Origin of the sequence: Paraburkholderia sp. HP33-1, from assembly GCF_021390595.1 — a bacterium.
Lineage (GTDB): Bacteria > Pseudomonadota > Gammaproteobacteria > Burkholderiales > Burkholderiaceae > Paraburkholderia.
The window spans coordinates 2873521-2890810 of record NZ_JAJEJR010000001.1 but is presented as its reverse complement, the minus strand read 5'-3'; the positions used below and the strand labels follow the sequence as shown (position 1 = coordinate 2890810).

The 17290-nt window shown below is 66.1% G+C and carries 16 protein-coding genes and 1 riboswitch; of the genes, 2 read left to right on the top strand and 14 right to left on the bottom strand.

Features of this window, described 5'->3' with window-relative positions:
* Positions 1-23: 23 nt before the first annotated feature.
* The 8 genes from ruvB to L0U81_RS13175 form a co-directional block, all read right to left on the bottom strand.
* Entirely contained in the window at positions 24-1085 is a 1062-nt protein-coding gene (gene ruvB / locus L0U81_RS13210) for a Holliday junction branch migration DNA helicase RuvB (RefSeq protein ID WP_233803319.1), read from the bottom strand.
* 30 nt (positions 1086-1115) lie between these two features.
* On the bottom strand, positions 1116-1697 hold the full coding sequence (ruvA, locus tag L0U81_RS13205; RefSeq protein WP_233803318.1) for a Holliday junction branch migration protein RuvA: 582 nt from the start codon (positions 1695-1697) through the stop codon (positions 1116-1118).
* Positions 1698-1786: 89 nt separating this feature from the next.
* A complete protein-coding gene (gene ruvC / locus L0U81_RS13200) occupies positions 1787-2329 on the bottom strand; it encodes a crossover junction endodeoxyribonuclease RuvC (RefSeq protein ID WP_233803316.1) in 543 nt (180 codons plus the stop codon).
* A 126-nt stretch (positions 2330-2455) separates the two neighbouring features.
* Positions 2456-4021, bottom strand: a complete 1566-nt coding sequence (gene purH, locus L0U81_RS13195) for a bifunctional phosphoribosylaminoimidazolecarboxamide formyltransferase/IMP cyclohydrolase (RefSeq protein WP_233803314.1) — start codon at positions 4019-4021, stop codon at positions 2456-2458.
* A gap of 55 nt (positions 4022-4076) precedes the next feature.
* On the bottom strand, positions 4077-4310 hold the full coding sequence (locus L0U81_RS13190) for a Fis family transcriptional regulator (protein ID WP_008919619.1): 234 nt from the start codon (positions 4308-4310) through the stop codon (positions 4077-4079).
* Positions 4307-5368, bottom strand: a complete 1062-nt coding sequence (dusB, locus tag L0U81_RS13185) for a tRNA dihydrouridine synthase DusB (RefSeq protein WP_233803312.1) — start codon at positions 5366-5368, stop codon at positions 4307-4309. The genes L0U81_RS13190 and dusB overlap by 4 nt, the downstream gene beginning before the upstream one ends.
* A 188-nt stretch (positions 5369-5556) precedes the next feature.
* Positions 5557-6828 (bottom strand): UbiH/UbiF/VisC/COQ6 family ubiquinone biosynthesis hydroxylase, encoded by a 1272-nt coding sequence (locus tag L0U81_RS13180; RefSeq protein ID WP_233803310.1) that lies wholly within the window; start codon positions 6826-6828, stop codon positions 5557-5559.
* A 6-nt stretch (positions 6829-6834) separates the two neighbouring features.
* Positions 6835-8253, bottom strand: coding sequence for an aminopeptidase P N-terminal domain-containing protein (locus L0U81_RS13175; protein ID WP_233803308.1), 1419 nt, complete (start codon positions 8251-8253; stop codon positions 6835-6837).
* Positions 8254-8464: 211 nt separating this feature from the next.
* On the opposite strand from L0U81_RS13175, the gene L0U81_RS13170 reads away from it, so the two are divergent.
* Positions 8465-9079, top strand: coding sequence for a glutathione S-transferase C-terminal domain-containing protein (locus L0U81_RS13170; protein WP_233803306.1), 615 nt, complete (start codon positions 8465-8467; stop codon positions 9077-9079).
* Between the two features lie 82 nt (positions 9080-9161).
* Here L0U81_RS13170 and lnt read toward each other — a convergent pair whose 3' ends face one another.
* The 6 genes from lnt to miaB all read right to left on the bottom strand — a co-directional run bounded on the left by lnt (position 9162) and on the right by miaB (position 15871).
* Positions 9162-10871, bottom strand: coding sequence for an apolipoprotein N-acyltransferase (lnt, locus tag L0U81_RS13165; protein WP_233803304.1), 1710 nt, complete (start codon positions 10869-10871; stop codon positions 9162-9164).
* 106 nt (positions 10872-10977) lie between these two features.
* Entirely contained in the window at positions 10978-11883 is a 906-nt protein-coding gene (locus L0U81_RS13160) for an HlyC/CorC family transporter (protein ID WP_233803302.1), read from the bottom strand.
* Positions 11884-12102: 219 nt separating this feature from the next.
* On the bottom strand, positions 12103-12762 hold the full coding sequence (locus L0U81_RS13155; protein ID WP_233803300.1) for a gamma-glutamylcyclotransferase: 660 nt from the start codon (positions 12760-12762) through the stop codon (positions 12103-12105).
* 52 nt (positions 12763-12814) lie between these two features.
* On the bottom strand, positions 12815-13276 hold the full coding sequence (gene ybeY / locus L0U81_RS13150) for an rRNA maturation RNase YbeY (protein WP_233803298.1): 462 nt from the start codon (positions 13274-13276) through the stop codon (positions 12815-12817).
* A gap of 82 nt (positions 13277-13358) precedes the next feature.
* Positions 13359-14456 carry a PhoH family protein gene (locus L0U81_RS13145; RefSeq protein ID WP_233803297.1) on the bottom strand — a complete coding sequence of 366 codons (1098 nt, stop codon included), beginning with the start codon at positions 14454-14456 and terminating at the stop codon, positions 13359-13361.
* A 41-nt stretch (positions 14457-14497) separates the two neighbouring features.
* The gene (gene miaB, locus L0U81_RS13140; protein ID WP_233803295.1) at positions 14498-15871 is read right to left on the bottom strand and encodes a tRNA (N6-isopentenyl adenosine(37)-C2)-methylthiotransferase MiaB; all 1374 of its coding nucleotides are present in this window, start codon (positions 15869-15871) and stop codon (positions 14498-14500) included.
* A gap of 356 nt (positions 15872-16227) precedes the next feature.
* On the opposite strand from miaB, the gene L0U81_RS13135 reads away from it, so the two are divergent.
* On the top strand, positions 16228-16935 hold the full coding sequence (locus L0U81_RS13135) for a helix-turn-helix domain-containing protein (protein WP_233803293.1): 708 nt from the start codon (positions 16228-16230) through the stop codon (positions 16933-16935).
* A gap of 138 nt (positions 16936-17073) precedes the next feature.
* A riboswitch (FMN riboswitch) is annotated at positions 17074-17257 on the top strand.
* The last annotated feature ends 33 nt before the right edge of the window (positions 17258-17290 follow it).

The following is a 17290-nucleotide window of genomic DNA, read 5'->3' as shown; positions in this document are numbered from 1 at the left end:
CCTGGTCGGTCTCGTCGCGTGACTCAGTTCGTGGAATTCCACAGACCCGGCAGCGCGCTCGACGAATCCGGCGCGGCCAGGCCGAAGTGCCGATAGGTGAGCAGCGTGGCGACGCGGCCGCGCGGCGTGCGCTGCAGGAAGCCCTGCTGGATCAGATACGGTTCGAGCACGTCTTCGATCGTGTCGCGCTCCTCGCCGATCGCCGCCGCGAGATTGTCGACACCGACCGGGCCGCCGTCGAACTTGTACAGGATCGCTTCGAGCAGCTTGCGGTCCATCAGGTCGAAGCCGACCGCGTCGACGTCGAGCATGCTGAGCGCGGCGTCGGCCACCTGAGCGGTGATGTTGCCGTCGGCCTTCACTTCGGCGAAGTCACGCACGCGCCGCAGCAGCCGGTTCGCGATACGCGGCGTGCCGCGCGCGCGACGGGCGATTTCGAATGCACCGTCCGGATGAATTTGCGCGCCGAGCAGCGACGCCGAACGCGTGACGATGCGCGAGAGCTCTTCCGCGTTATAGAACTCGAGCCGCGCGACGATGCCGAAGCGGTCGCGCAGCGGATTGGTCAGCATGCCCGCGCGCGTGGTCGCGCCGACCAGCGTGAACGGCTGCAGGTCGAGCTTCACGCTGCGCGCGGCCGGCCCTTCGCCGATCATGATGTCGATCTGATAATCCTCGAGCGCCGGGTACAGAATTTCCTCGACGACCGGCGAGAGCCGGTGGATTTCGTCGATGAACAGCACGTCGTTAGCTTCGAGATTCGTGAGCAGCGCGGCGAGGTCGCCAGCGCGTTCGAGCACCGGCCCCGACGTTTGCCGCAGATTGACGCCCATCTCGCGCGCGATGATGTGCGCGAGCGTGGTCTTGCCGAGGCCCGGCGGGCCGAACAGCAGCACGTGGTCGAGCGATTCGGAACGGCGCTTCGCGGCCTCGATGAAGATTTCGAGCTGGCCGCGTACTTTCTCCTGGCCGACATATTCCTCGAGCTGGCGCGGACGCAGCGCGCGCTCGAACGCTTCTTCGTGCGATGACGCGGGCGTGGCCGCGATGATGCGCTCGGCGGCGAGTTTGTCGGTTTCGATCATGCGGTCATTGTACCGCGCGCGGATCGCGCATCAGCCCTTGGACAGCGCCTTCAACGCGAGCTTGATGCCCTCGGACACACCCGTGCCGGCCGGCACGTTCTTGATCGCCGCGAGCGCTTCTTTTTCCGAGTAGCCGAGCGCGAGCAGCGCATTGAGGATGTCGGATGCGTGGTCGGATGCCGACGCGGCGCCCGCCATCGCGCCGAGGTCGGCGCCGAGCTTGCCTTTCAGTTCGAGCAGCAGGCGCTCGGCGGTCTTCTTGCCGATGCCCGGCACGCGCGTGAGGCGCGCGGCGTCCTGCATCGTGACGGTCTGCGCGAGCTCCGCGACGCTCATGCCCGACAGCACCGCGAGCGCCATGCGCGCGCCGATGCCGGAAATCTTCAGCAGCTCGCGGAAGGTCGCGCGTTCCTGCGCGGTACCGAAGCCGTACAGCAGGTGCGCGTCCTCGCGCACGATCATCTGTGTGAGCAGCACGACGCGCTCGCCGGTCGACGGCAGGTTGTAGAACGTGCTCATCGGCACGTCCACTTCGTAGCCGACGCCGTTGCAGTCGACGAGCAGATGCGGCGGGTTTTTTTCCAGCAGAACGCCGGCAATGCGACCGATCATGGCGGATTAGTTTTTAGAGTCGAATGGGAATGCGCGAGTGTAGCGCAGCGGATCGGCGGCGCGTGCGGCGAAGCGGGTCACATATCGCTTTAACCGACCAGACGTCCGCGCCGCACCCGCAGCCCCTTCTTCGCGAGCGCCGGCGCGATGCCGCCGAGCGTGCTCAGTGTCGAGCCGCCGTGCGCGTGACAGATGGCCATGCCGAGCGCGTCGGCGGCGTCGGTGCCGGGTACGCCGGACAGACTCAGCAGCCGCACGACCATCTGCTGCATCTGCTCCTTGGTGGCGCGGCCATAGCCGACCACCGACTGCTTCAGTTGCAGGGCGGTGTATTCGGCGACCGGCACGCCGCCCGCGACGAGCCCGCAGATCGCGGCGCCGCGCGCCTGGCCGAGCAGCAGCGTCGACTGCGGATTGACGTTGACGAAAACTTTTTCGATCGCCGCCTGATCCGGCGCGTGCTCGCGGATCAACGTCGAGATGCCTGCGAAGATGGTGCCGAGCCGCGACGGCAGATCGGCGTCGGCGGTGCGGATCACGCCGCTCGCGACGTAGCTCAGCTTGTGGCCGTGCTGTTCGATCACGCCGAAGCCGGTCACGCGCAGGCCGGGGTCGATGCCGAGAATTCTCATGAGGTGCCGCAGAAGCGCTAAAAACCAGGTGCCTGCGATACTACAACGAACGCGGCGCGCCCCAAAGCAAAAGGCCCGGCGGAACAACCCGCCGGGCCTTTTTTGCAGCTATCGAACCTCAGCCGATCAATGACGGAAGTGACGCACGCCCGTCAGCACCATCGCGATGTTGTGCTCGTCGGCGGCGCTGACCACCTCGTCGTCACGCACCGAGCCGCCCGGCTGGATCACGCAGGTCGCGCCTGCCGCGACGACCACGTCGAGACCGTCGCGGAACGGGAAGAACGCGTCCGATGCGACCGCCGAACCGGCCAGCGTCAGACCGGCGTTCTGCGCCTTGATGCTCGCGATGCGCGCCGAGTCCACGCGGCTCATCTGGCCCGCGCCGACGCCGAGCGTCATGCCGTTCGCGCAGAACACGATCGCGTTCGACTTCACATACTTCGCGACGCGCCATGCGAACAGCAGGTCGTCCATTTCCTTCGGCGTCGGGTGACGCTTCGTGACCACGCGCAGCTCGCGCGGCTGCACGTTCTTCGAGTCGAGCGACTGCACCAGCAGGCCCCCGCCGACGCGCTTCAGATCGAACGTGTTATGGCCTTCGCCCAGTGCGATTTCGAGCAGACGCACGTTCTGCTTCGCCGCGAACACCTGGCGTGCCTCGGCGCTGAACGACGGCGCGATCAGCACTTCGACGAACTGCTTCGCGACGGCTTGCGCAGCGGCTTCGTCGACTTCGCGGTTGAACGCGATGATGCCGCCGAACGCCGAGGTCGGATCGGTCTGGAATGCCTTCGAATACGCTTCGAGCGCGTTCGCGCCGACCGCGACGCCGCATGGATTCGCGTGCTTGACGATGACGCAGGCCGGCACGTCGAAGGTCTTCACGCATTCCCACGCCGCGTCGGAGTCGGCGATGTTGTTGTACGACAGTTCCTTGCCCTGCAACTGGTTGTAGTTCGCAAGCGCGCCGGCCGGTACCGTCAGGTCGCGGTAGAACGCCGCGCTCTGATGCGGGTTTTCGCCGTAGCGCAGGTCCTGCACCTTCTCGAACGCCATGTTGAAGGTGGCCGGATATTCGTTGCGCGACGCATGCTGCAGCTCGTCGGTCAGGCTCGTCAGGTAGTTCGTGATCGCGCCGTCGTACTGCGCGGTGTGCGCGTACACCTTGGTCGCGAGGCGGAAGTTCGTCCTGTACGACACCGTGTTGCCGTTCGCGCGCATTTCATCGAGCACGACCGCGTAGTCGGCCGGATCGACGATCACCGTCACGTCGCGGTGATTCTTCGCGGCCGAGCGCAGCATCGTCGGGCCGCCGATGTCGATGTTCTCGATCGCGTCTTCCAGCGAGCACTCTTCCTTCGACACGGTCTGCACGAACGGGTACAGGTTCACGACCAGCAGGTCGATGGTCGGAATGTCGTGCTTCTCAAGTGCGGCCATGTGCTCGGGCAGATCGCGACGCGCGAGGATGCCGCCGTGCACCTTCGGATGCAGCGTTTTCACGCGCCCATCGAGCATTTCCGGGAAGCCCGTGTAATCGGCGACTTCAGTGACGGACAGGCCCGCGTCCGCGAGCAGTTTCGCGGTGCCGCCGGTCGACAGGATCTTGATGCCGAGGTCCGACAGCGATTTGGCGAAGTCGACGATGCCGGACTTGTCTGAAACGGAGATGAGCGCTTGCTTGATCATGATGAAGACGAAAAGCCGAAGGGAAACGTGGCAGGGCGCCAGAAACTACAACGCGCTACAGCAAACCGTGTTGTTGCAGCTTCTTGCGCAGCGTATTGCGGTTGATGCCGAGATACTCGGCGGCCAGCGACTGGTTACCGCCGGCCTGCTCGAGCACCACTTCGAGCAAGGGTTTTTCCACGCATGAAATGACCATGTCGTAGACGTCGTGCGGATTGGATCCGTCGAGATCCTGGAAATACACGTCCAGGCTGTCGCGGACGGATTGTTCGATATTGTTCTTGCTCATGCTGCTAGTCGGTCGGTGGGGTCCTCGCCCTGGCTGTCGGGCGCTTCGTCGACGTAGACGAGGCGGTCTGAGATCGCCTTTTGCGCGTCAAAGAATTCGTTGACGGCGAGGAGTTGTTCGCGCGTGGTGTCCAGCGTATTCATGCGATGCCGGAACAGGTTGGCGCCGGAAAGGCCGCGAGTGTACCAGCCGATGTGCTTGCGCGCAGTGCGCACACCGGTAAATTCGCCGTAAAACGCATAGTGATCTTCGAGATGCTCGTTCATCACCTGCTGGATTTCGTCGATGCGCGGCGGCGGCAGCAGCTCGCCCGTCTGCAGGAAATGCTCGATTTCGCGAAACAGCCACGGACGGCCCTGCGCGGCGCGCCCGATCATGATCGCGTCCGCGCCGGTCGCGGCGAGCACCTCGCGCGCCTTTTGCGGCGACGTAATGTCGCCGTTCGCGACGACTGGAATGCGTACCGCCGCTTTCACCGCGGCGATGGTTTCGTATTCGGCGTCCCCGTGGTACAGGTCGGCGCGCGTGCGGCCGTGGACGGTCAGCATCGAAATGCCCGCTTCTTGCGCGAGACGCGCGACATTCAACGCGTTTTTGTTCTCGCGATTCCAGCCGGTGCGGATTTTCAGCGTGACGGGCACTGCGTCGGGCCCGACGCCGACCGCGTTGACGACGGCCTCGACGATCCGCTGCACGAGCGGCTCGTTCTGCAGCAGCGCCGAGCCGGCCGCGACGTTGCAGACCTTCTTGGCCGGGCAGCCCATGTTGATGTCGATGATCTGCGCGCCGTTCGCGACGTTGTAGCGGGCGGCTTCGGCCATCATGTCGGGGTCCGCGCCGGCGATCTGAACGGCGATCGGCTCGACCTCGCCTTCGTGGTTCGCGCGGCGCATGGTTTTTTCGCTCTTCCACAGCTGCGCGTTCGACGCGACCATTTCCGACACGGCGTAGCCCGCGCCGAGCCGTTTGCACAGCTGGCGGAATGGCCGGTCGGTCACGCCGGCCATCGGGGCGACGAACAGGTTGTTGCGCAGATTGTGGGAGCCGAGAGTGGGCATGACGTGAGCGCGCGCCGGCGACGGGTCAGGATTTGACAATCGTGACAGCCGACGCAACGCGAAATGCGAGGGAAAACGTCCATTTTAGCGTTAACGGCTTGCCGGGACTCGCCATCTGAGTCTCGTAACCCGTTAAATCTTCTATGAAAGTCGCGCGGTTCATAGAACCGCGCAGCGCTTTCTCGCGGTTAGCGGCGCTGGCCGAACATCATCTGCCGGGCGAGCGCGGTCTTCACCGGTGGCACGAATTCGAGCGCGGTTAGCGCGAGGCCGCGCAGTACCGCGAGCGGCGCGAAGTCGATGGTGAACAGGCGCGCGAGCGTGTCGGTCGAGCCGATCGTCAGGCGCCGGTCGAGCTCGCGGCGTTGCGCGAAGCTCGCGAGCGCGAGCGGCGTCGGGCCTTCGGCCGACAGCGCATCGGCGAGCGCGTGCGCGTCGCGCAAGCCCAGATTGAGGCCCTGACCCGCCACCGGATGCAAGGTCTGCGCCGCATTGCCGATCGCGACGATGTGGCCGTTCACAAGCGTGTCGACCGCGTTGAGCCCGAGCGGGAACGATGCGCGCCCCTTGATGTGCGTAAAACGGCCCATGCGGTCGCCGAACGCGGCGTCGAGCTCGCGCAGGAACGCTTCGTCGGAGAGCTGCGCACGGCGCACGGCTTCGTCGGGTGCGCAGCACCAGACGAGCGCGTAGTCGGCGCCGCGCACGCCGCCCATCGGCAGCAGCGCGATCGGACCTTGCGACGTGAAGCGCTCCCACGCGACGTGCGGCTGCGGCGCGGACACGGTGACCGTGCCAACCAGCGCGGTCTGGCCGTAGTCGCGCGAGCCGGCGTTGTTCTTGCCGAGGTTGCGTGCGCCGGGGTTTTCGTCCGGGACGCTGCTCACGTTTTTCGCGTGCTTCTGGTCGCCGAACAGTCCGCCCTCGGCGTTCACCAGAATCCGCGTGCGCAACTGTCGGGCGACGCCCGCGGTTTCGATCGGCAGCGTGACGCCGTCGAGTTCCTGAACCGGCGAGCCGGCCGACGTCGAGCGGAACCAGTGGACGGGCGTCGCACGCACCGCGTCGGCGAGGCCGTGCACGATCGAGCCGTAGCGCAGCACGTAGCCGAGCGCGGGCAGCCCGTGCTCGCGATGATCGATCAGCGTGCGCCCGAAATGGCCACGCTGCGACACGTGGATGCGCTCGATCGCGGTGGCATCGGCGGGCCAGCGCAGCGGCTCGAGGATCATGCGGCTGCCGTGCGAGACCGCGATCGCGCGTGGATCGGCGATCGAGTCTTCCGGTTCGCGCGCATCGACGAGCGCAATCTTCAGTTCGCGTGTGACGCTGCGGCGCGCGAGCCAACCGGCGAGCGCGAGGCCGACCGGTCCGGCGCCGACGATCGTTACGTCGAAATTGAACCCCTGCTGGTGGGAGGCGGGTTTCAGGATCACCGCCGATGGAGAGGCTTCGTTCATCGCGGATCAGGTCCTTGCTTCATGCGGCGCCGGGTGGACCGCCCGGGCTTCCTGCATCAGGGCCTCGATCTCGTCGGCGGCCACCGGCACGTCGCGCGTGATCAGATCGCAGCCCGTCGGCGTGACGATCGCGTCGTCCTCGATGCGGATGCCGATATTCCAGTAGCGCTCCGGTACACCCTCGGCCGGGCGGATGTACAGGCCCGGCTCGATCGTAAGCGTCATCGACGCGCGCAGTGTTCTCCACGGCAGCGCGCCCGCCTCGTCGCGCGCCGCGCCGCGCTCGCGGTAGTCGCCGCAGTCGTGCACGTCCATGCCAAGCCAGTGGCCGGTGCGGTGCATGTAGAACGGCGCGTAGGCGTGCTCGGCGATCACGTCGTCGACCGATGCGAACTTCGCGCGCGGCACGATGCCGGTGTCGAGCAGCCCCTGCGACAGTACGCGCAGGGCAGCCTGGTGCGGATCGTCGAAGCTTGCGCCGGCGCGCGTCGCGGCGACGGCGGCCTGCTGCGCGGCCAGCACGATGTCGTATAGCTCGCGCTGCGCCGGCGTGAAACGGCCGTTCGCCGGGAAGGTCCGCGTGATGTCGGACGCGTAGCCGTCGAGTTCGCAGGCCGCGTCGATCAGGATCAGGTCGCCGTCCTGCGCGATCGCGTTGCCGGCCGGGTAGTGCAGCACGCACGCGTTGGCGCCGGCCGCGACGATCGACCCATAGGCCGGCGCCTGCGCGCCGAACTTGCGGAACGTGTACAGCAGCTCGGCCTCGAGTTCGTACTCGCGGATGCCGGGGCGGCACGCCGCCATCGCGCGACGATGCGCGGCCGCCGAAATCTGCCCGGCGCGGCGCATGATCGCGAGCTCGTGATCGTCCTTGACGAGCCGCATTTCGTCGAGCAGCGGCAGCAGGTCGCGCACGGCCGTCGGCGCGACGGTGCCGCTGCGGCTTTGCGCGCGCACCGCGTCAAGCCAACCGCGCACCTGCTCGTCGAGCCGCGCCGACGTGCCGAGCGCGTAGTGCAGCGCCGGCTTGTCGGCGATGATGCGCGGCAGCTGTGTGTCGAGTTCGCCGAACGGAAACGCGGCGTCGAGCCCAAACGCTTCGCGCGCGCCGTCGGGGCCGAAGCGGAAGCCTTCCCAGGTCTCGCGCTCGACGTTTTTCTCGCGGCAGAACAGGATCGACGCGGGCGCGCCGGGCGCGGCGCTGGCGTCGAGCACGAGCAGCGCTTCGGGCTCGGTGAAGCCGGTCAGATAATAGAAATAGCTGTCGTGACGGTACGGGTAGTCGGCGTCGCGGTTGCGCAGCGCCTCCGGCGCGGTGGGGACGATGGCGACGCCGCCGCCCGCGGCGCGCAGCGCGGCGAGAACGCGCTCGCGGCGCGCGCGGTAGACGTCGATGGCGATGGTGGGTTCGGTCGGCTGGTTCATCGTGCGATTGTAGCGCCGCGATTCTCAAGGCCCTATTTCCCGCGCCCGACATTGACCGGTTTTGTGCGGATCCCGACGGCGCGGCGGCCGCCGTCATGTTGCAATCCGCCTACAGCGGGTCGGCGGGAAGCTCGCGAAGATGCTGGCAGCACGTTCGCGAACGCCTTGGACCACTTATACTTTCGCCGGATTCAGATAAAGGCATAAGGTCATGATGAAACTCATCGGTTCGTTTGGCAGCCCGTTCGTGCGTAAAGCGCGGATCGTGCTCGCCGATAAGAAGATCGACTATGAACTGGTGCCCGAGAACGTCTGGGCGCCGGATACCCGGATTCACACCTTCAATCCGCTCGGCAAGATACCGTGCCTCGTGATGGAAGACGGCGAGGCCGTGTTCGATTCACGGGTGATCTGCGAATACGTCGATACGCTGTCGCCGGTCGGCAAGCTGATTCCGCCGTCGGGGCGCGAGCGCGTCGAGGTTCGCTGCTGGGAAGCGCTCGCCGACGGCGTGCTTGACGCGGCCGTGCTGATCCGTCTCGAAGGCACGCAGCGCGCGCCCGAGCAGCGCGTCGACGCGTGGGTCGCGCGGCAGCAGCGCAAGATCGACGAAGGGCTGATCGCGATATCGCAAGGGCTTGGCAGCAAGCCGTGGTGCGCGAGCAATCACTACACGCTCGCCGACATCGCGGTAGGCTGCGCGCTCGGCTATCTGGACTTCCGCACGCCGGAACTGAACTGGCGCGAATTGCATCCGAATCTGGACAAGCACTTCCAGAAGCTGTCGCTTCGGCAGTCGTTCATCGATACGGTGCCGAGGGATTGAGGAAGCTCGAAAGAGCATGAAAAAAATGCGCCTGCATGTCAGGCGCATTTTTTTTGCGGGTGGTGTTCGTCTGACGTTGGCGTTACCGCTTGCCGTTGCGTCGCCGCGCGATCCCCGGTCCGAAAGCAAAACCGAACGCGAGCAGCAGCGCGGACACCGCGAGCACCGTGTTGTTGCCGCTCGTCACGTAAGGCGTGTTGCCCGAGGTGCCTTGCACGCTCACGTCGAGCGAACCGACCGTGTACGGCGTCAGGCGCCCGATTACGCGGCCGTTCGCGTCGATCGCGGCGGTCATGCCGGTGTTGGTCGCGCGCAGCATCGGCCGGCCGGTTTCGAGCGAGCGCATGCGCGCGATCTGCAAATGCTGGTCGAGCGCGATGGTGTCGCCGAACCACGCGAGATTGGTCGAGTTGATGAGCACGCCGGCGGGCGTCGCATTCTCGCGCAGCGTGCGCGCGATCTCCTCGCCGAAGATGTCCTCGTAGCAGATGTTCACCGCGACCGGCTGGTTATGAACCATGAACGGCTGTTGCACCGGCGGGCCGCGGAAGAAGTCGCCGAGCGGAATGTTCATCAGGTTCACGAACCAGCGGAAGCCCCACGGCACGAATTCGCCGAACGGCACCAGGTGGTGCTTGTCGTAGCGGTAGATCTCGTGCGAGCCGGGCGTGACGCCGAACAGGCTGTTGGTGTAGTCGACGACCCGGCCTTCCGGCGTGATCGTGCCGCCGATCGCGCCGAACAGCAGCGCGCTGCCGGTCGAATCCGAGAACTTCCGGATCGCCGCCGCGAAGTTCGGCGGCAACTGCTGCGCGAGCACGGGGATCGCGGTTTCCGGCGTGACGATCAGATCGGCCGGCTTCGACGTGATCATCTGCTGATACTCTTCGATCGCCCCGCGCGTGCCGGCTTCCTCGAACTTCATCTCCTGCTTCACGTTGCCTTGCAGCAGACGCACCGACAGCGGCGCGTTGGCGGGCGTGGTCCATTGCACGAGCGGCAGCAGCAGGCCGATCACGATCAGCGCGAGCGCGACGCCGGTGGGCATGACGATAGGGGCGATGCGGCCTCTGGTGCCCGGATCGCGCGCTTCATCGGCACGCCCGGAGCGCCACGACGGTCGCAGCGCGAGTAGCGCCTGCACGATCAACGCGGCCGTCAGCGCGACCATCCAGCCGACGCCGTATACGCCGACCACCGGCGCAAACCCCGCGAACGGGCCGTCGACCTGCGCATAGCCGGTCGCGAGCCACGGAAAACCGGTGAACACCGTGCCGCGCAGCCATTCACCGATCGCCCAGGCGCTCGCAAAGGCGAGCGCGCCGTGCCAGGTCGGTGAGAACGGTGCGCGCTCGTCGGCCGCGCCGTTCTGCGCATGGCCCGCGCAGAACGACCACAACCCCGCGGCGAGCGCCGGATAGACGGCGAGGTACAGCGAGAACAGCACCAGCGCCGTGCCGGCAAGCGGCGCGGGCATGCCGCCGTAGTAGTGCATGCTCACATAAAGCCACCAGATCCCGCTCACGAAATTGCCGAAGCCGAACGCGCCGCCAGTCAGCGCGGCGCTTTTCCAGCCGGTGCTGCGCGTGAGCCACGCGAAGAAGAACACGAAGATCGCGAGCTGCAGCCAGCCGCCGTGCGGCGTCGGCGCGAACGACAGCGTATTGGCCGCGCCAGCGGCCAGTGCGACGAGGTAGTGCCAGCGAGGCAGCGCGCGGCTGCGCGCGACGTCGTCGGCGGGAGCGGGGGTGCTCACGCCGCGGCGCGAACGGGAAGTGATCGGGTCGGCCATTGTTGCGCGGTCGGCGTCGGAAGTTAAAAAGTCAAATGAGAACGCAAAATGCGCACACGAAAAAACGCGCGGACGCGCAGGCAGTGCATAGGCCCGCGCAGCGGGCTCAGGTTTGCACGTCCTGCGTCTCGCGCTCGCGCTGGCCCGCGAGCGGGTCGCGGCGCACCAGCAGCATGTGGACCTGGCGGGCGTCGCCGCGCAGGATCTCGAAGATCAGATCGTCGAGGCGGACCTTCTCGCCACGATGGGGCACCCGGCCGAAGTGATGCGTGACGAGCCCGCCGATCGTGTCGACTTCGTCGTCCGGATAGTGCGTGCCGAAGGTGTCGTTGAACTGCTCGATCTCGGTCAGCGCGCGCACGCGGAAGCGTCCGTCCGGCGACGCGATGATGTTGCCGCTTTCCTCGTCGAAATCGTATTCGTCCTCGATGTCGCCGACGATCTGCTCGAGCACGTCCTCGATCGTGATCAGGCCCGCGACGCCGCCGTATTCGTCGACGACCACCGCGAGGTGATTGCGATTCACGCGGAAGTCGTGCAGCAGCACGTTCAGCCGCTTCGACTCGGGGATGAACACGGCCGGGCGCAGCATGCCGCGCACGTCGAACTCTTCTTCGGCGTAGTAGCGCAGCAGGTCCTTCGCGAGCAGCACGCCGATGATGTTGTCACGATTGCCCTCGTACACCGGATAGCGCGAATGCGCTTTCTCCAGCACGTAAGGGATGAATTCAGCGGGATTGTCCGCGATGTTGATCGCGTCCATCTGCGCGCGCGGCACCATGATGTCGCGTGCGCTCAGTTCCGACACCTGGAATACGCCTTCGATCATCGACAGCGAGTCGGCGTCGATCAGGTTGCGCTCGTGCGCGTCCTGCAGAATTTCCAGAAGTTCGGCGCGCGAGTCGGGCTCGGGCGAGATGAAGTCGGTCAGGCGCTCGAGCAGCGAGCGCTTTTCCTGCGGTTTGTCGAGTTGGCGTCCGGTATGGCGTCGACTGGGATACGTGTCGTTCATGGTAGTGCGCCCGGCGAGACTGGGCGCGCTGTTACAGAGCGTTAAGGATACACCAGGCGTATGGCGGAACCGTGTCCCACCGGGACTGGCGATGAGCGAAGCCGGGGTGAAGCGGCCGCGCCGAAACGGCGGGGCGTGGGTCCATGCTAACCGATTACGCGGGCAAAAGCGCTTGCCGGAAAAAAAGTCGTGGGTGGGGTTTTCGCCGATTCGCCGGGGTCACACCGTGCGCTCGCAGCGCGCGAGTAGCGCTTCGAGCGCACGGTCCGGTATCCCGCTTTCGCGCAGCGCGTGCACGGTGCGACTCACGTATTCGAACGTCGTGCCGTAGCGGCCGCTCGCGCAGCCCAGCACGGTCCGGATGATGTCGTCGTCCAGCTTGCCGGTGTAACTCGGCACGTCGCGGCGCATCACGAACGCGAGCGCCTCGACACGTCGGCCGTCCGCGAGTACGCACGGCAGCCACGCGGGACGGTACGAGCCCATCGGCATTTCGCGGCGCCACAGTGCTTCGAGATGCGGCATCGAGCCAACGGCGGCGAGCCGGAACGCCATGCCCGTGCATGAGCCGCCGCGATCGAGCGCGAGCACGAGGCCGGGCTGCTCGGGCGTGCCGCGATTTACGCGTGACCACAGATAGAGGCCGCGGTGATAGCCGTGCACCTTCGAGCGCATCGCCTCGACGGTGGGCAGGCCCGGGTTCCAGATCAGCGAGCCATAGCCGAACAGCCACAGATCGCTCTTGCGGTCCCAGCCGCGCAACGCGCATTCGAGCGACTCGCGCAGCTCGTCGTCCGTCAGAAGCCGCGATTCGCCGAGCACCGGCGGGTAGTCCGGGCACTGCACGGGGGTATCGGCTTCGGGGAACGGTGTGCTCACGATGGGTTCGACCGGGCTGGCGTGGAAGAGGACGGGGCCGCGAGAAGGGAGCTTATTGATAAGGGTCCGGAAAGCCGAGCTTGCCAAGGATTTCGGTTTCGATCGCTTCCATTTCCTCGGCTTCTTCTTCGACCTCGTGGTCGTAGCCCTGTGCATGCAGCGTGCCGTGTACGAGCAGGTGCGCGTAATGCGAGGCGAGCGGCTTGCCCTGCTCGGCGGCTTCCTTTTCGACCACCGGACAGCACAGGATCAGATCGCCCGTGACCGGGTCATCTTCCGATTCGGCGTAGGCGAAGGTCAGCACGTTGGTCGCGTAATCCTTGCCGCGATAGGTGCGGTTCAGCGTGCGGCCTTCTTCGGCATCGACGAACCGCACCGTCAGTTCGCCATCCGCGAACAGCGCAGCCTTGATCCAGCCGGCCACCGTCGCTCGGGGCAGCAGCGCCTTGTGTTCCGGCCAGGCTTTGGCGGCGGGGAATTGCAGGTTCAACGTCAGTTTCGGGGTGCGGGTCATGCGGTTTCTGTGCGTGGCGTTCGTGGCTTAAGCGTTTTTTTGCGGTGTGGCTGGTTGCGCCTCGGGCCGCGAGGCGCATCGCTCAGCGCGGATCGACCGAAGCCGGCGTTTTCTGCGCATGCGCATCGTACGCCTCCACAATTCGCGCGACCAGCGGATGCCGCACGACGTCCGCACTCGTGAAGCGCGTGAGCGCAATGCCGCGCACGTTCGCGAGCACCTGCTGCGCTTCGATCAGACCGCTCTTGTGACCGCGCGGCAGGTCGACCTGGGTCGTGTCGCCGGTGACGACCGCCTTCGAGCCGAAGCCGATCCGCGTGAGGAACATCTTCATCTGCTCGGGCGTCGTGTTCTGCGCCTCGTCGAGGATGATGAACGCGTGATTGAGCGTGCGGCCGCGCATGTACGCGAGCGGTGCGATTTCGATCATCTGCCGCTCGAACATCTTCGCGGTCTTGTCGAAGCCGAGCAGGTCGTACAGCGCGTCGTACAGCGGACGCAGATACGGATCGACCTTCTGTGCGAGATCGCCCGGCAAAAAGCCGAGCCGCTCGCCCGCTTCGACCGCGGGGCGCGTGAGCACGATGCGCTTGACCTGGTCGCGCTCGAGCGCGTCGACCGCGCAGGCCACCGCGAGGTAGGTCTTGCCGGTGCCGGCCGGACCGACGCCGAACGTGACGTCGTGCGACACGATCTGCTTCAGGTACTCGCGCTGCGCCGGGGTGCGGCCGCGCAGATCCGCGCGTCGCGTGTACAGCTTCGGGCCGTATTCCTCGAAGTCGTCTTCGCTCGCATTGGCATCGACGGGCTGGTCGAACGGATGGTCGGGGTTGCCCGCGAAGCGCGGTTCGCCGTCGCCGTCGCCCTTGCCATTGCCATTGCCATTGCCGTTGCCGTTCGGGCGGTGGCGCGCCGGGTGGCGCACTTCGACGAGCGCAAGCTGGATGTCGTCGACCGACAATGGCTCGCGTGCGTTGTTGTAGAAGTTTTCGAGCGCGGTGAGCGCGAGTTTCGCGCCGCGCCCGCGGATCGTGATGCGGTGGCCACGGCGCTGCAGGGTCACGTCGAGCGCCTGCTCGATCTGCCGCAGATTTTCGTCGAGCGGTCCGCAGAGGTTGGCGAGCCGCGCGTTGTCTTCGCGCGGTGCGGTGAATTCCAGATGCTGCTGAGTGGTCTTCAAGGCGGTGAGTCGATCCTGTCGGTTGGTACTCAGAATGTCGTTCAGTGCGTCGCGGCGGCGCTGTCGTCGTGAACCATCACGAGTTCGCCACGCAGCGAGTGCGGGTACGCGTGCACGATCTTCACGTCGACCATCTGACCGATCAGCCGTGCATGCGAGGCGACCGGCGCCGGGAAATTGACGACGCGGTTGTTCTCGGTGCGGCCGGCGAGTTCGTTCGGGTCCTTGCGCGCCGGGCGCTCGACCAGAATGCGCTCGACCTTGCCGACCATCGCATTGCTGATGCGCTGCACGTTCTCTTCGATCGTGGCCTGCAAGTGTTGCAGGCGTTTGAGCTTGACCTCGCGCGGCGTGTCGTCGTGCAGGTTCGCGGCCGGCGTGCCGGGGCGCGGGCTGTAGATGAACGAGAAGCTCGTGTCGTACTTCATCTCGTCGACGAGCGCCATCATCTTCGCGAAGTCCTCGTCGGTCTCGCCGGGGAAGCCGACGATCATGTCCGTCGACAGCGACAGGTCCGGGCGGATCGCGCGCAGCTTGCGGATCACGGACTTGTACTCGAGCACGGTGTAGCCGCGCTTCATCGCCATCAGGATGCGGTCGGAGCCGTGTTGCACCGGCAGATGCAGGTGGCTGACGAGCTTGGGCACCTTCGCGTAGGCGTCGATCAGGCGCTGCGTGAATTCCTTCGGATGCGACGTCGTATAACGGATCCGCTCGATGCCGGGGATGTCCGCGACGTATTCGATCAGCGTCGCGAAGTCGGCGATCTCGGTCGAGCCGATTGTGAGCGCGCCGCGATAGGCGTTGACGTTCTGGCCGAGCAGCGTGACTTCGCGCACGCCCTGGTCGGCGAGGCCGGCGATTTCGGTCAGCACGTCGTCGAGCGGACGCGATACTTCCTCGCCGCGCGTGTACGGCACGACGCAGTAGCTGCAGTACTTGCTGCAGCCTTCCATGATCGACACGAATGCGCTCGGGCCTTCGACGCGCGCCGGCGGCAGGTGATCGAACTTCTCGATTTCGGGGAACGAAATATCGACCTGCGCACGGCCGCTGGCGCGGCGCTCGTCGATCATCTGCGGCAGGCGGTGCAGCGTTTGCGGACCGAACACGATGTCGACGTACGGCGCGCGCGCGACGATCGATGCGCCTTCCTGGCTGGCAACGCAGCCACCCACGCCAATGATCAGATCCGGATTCGCGTCCTTCAGCTCGCGCACGCGGCCGAGGTCGGAAAAGACCTTTTCCTGGGCTTTTTCGCGCACCGAGCAGGTGTTGAACAGGATCACGTCGGCGTCTTCCGGCGTGTCGGTCTTGACGAGTCCTTCAGCGGCGCCGAGCACGTCGACCATCTTGTCGGAGTCGTACTCGTTCATCTGGCAGCCAAAGGTCTTTACATAAACTTTCTTGGTCATCGAATTTCGCCGGTCGCAGTGGTTAACCTGGGGGCGTCGTAAAAAGGTGAAGGAGGCTGCGGCGCGGGGTTGCGCGGCGCGTGGCGGCCGGCTTGCACGTGTCTTTGCAGCGTAACTGCATATTATAGCCCTTCACGCTACGGGGGTTTTGGTGCTCATCGGCCGGACCGGCGGCAGTCCCAGCAAGCTTTTCAGCTCATCCGACACGTGCGCGAAGCGCGCGTGAGTCGTCAGTTGCTTGCCTCCACAATGCTGATAACAGTGTGAAGATAACTTCGTTGGGCGCGGCGAAAGCCGATGCTATCTTGCTTCCACTTACTGCTCTTGCGTCCCCCGCCGGCGCTCTGGAGGCCAATATGCATTCCCCGCTCGCACTGGTTCGCGATCCCTCGGCGCAGGCCGATAGCGACGCGGCGCCGCGCTGCGCCGAACCCTTCGATGCGCTCGAACAGCTGGTCGGCGTGAATCTGGCGCGGCTGCGTGCCGAACGGCAGCTTTCGCTCGACGCGCTGGCGCGTGCATCCGGCGTGTCGCGCGCGATGCTCGCGCAGATCGAGTCGGCGCGCAGCGTGCCGTCGATCAAGGTGCTGTGCAAGGTGGCGGCGGCGCTGAAGGTATCGGTGGCGGCGTTCCTGCGGCGTCACGCGACCAATGGCTTCGAGCATCTGCCGGCCGAGCGCTCGGTGCGCGTGGTCAGCGCGAACGGGCGGTACTCGGCGCGGCCGCTCTATCCCGACGACGAGCCGATCGCCGCCGAGTTTCACGAGCTGCGTATCGCGCCGCTCCACACCGAAGCGGGCATCCGCCGCGCGCCGGGCACGACGGTGAATCTGGTGGTCAGCGACGGCACGCTCGAAGTCAGCGTGCACGACCAGCGTCAGCTGCTCGCCACCGGCGACGCGATCGTGTTCGACGCCGACCAGCCGCACAGCCTGCGCAATCCCGGCGACACCGAGGCGCGCGCGTTTCGCGTGACGCTGCGGGCGGAGACGCCGCCGCGCTGGGACGTGCCGGCGGCAGGCGTCGCACGTGATGAAGCCGCGCGCGCAGGCGTGTCGGGTTGAGGATCGACGGCGTTCGAGGTTCAGGCGCAGGTCAGGGCGTTGATCCAGGTCAACCGCCACGAGTAGGGTCTTTGTGTGTCGCGCTGCAACTCAGGCGCGACTGTTGTATGCTTCGCCCGCCGGTCGAACCGGCAATCAGTGCGTCTTCAGGGCGGGGTGAAATTCCCCACCGGCGGTAGGCCGGCAGCGCGACAGCGCGAGCCGGCAAGCCCGCGAGCGCCCGCATCGTGCGGTCTTCGAAGTGTTGGAGACAGCGGCGGGGTCAGCAGATCTGGTCAGAAGCCAGAGCCGACGGTCATAGTCCGGATGGAAGAAGATGTGCAGATAGTTCTGTGCGTTCCGCGACGCCGCCTGT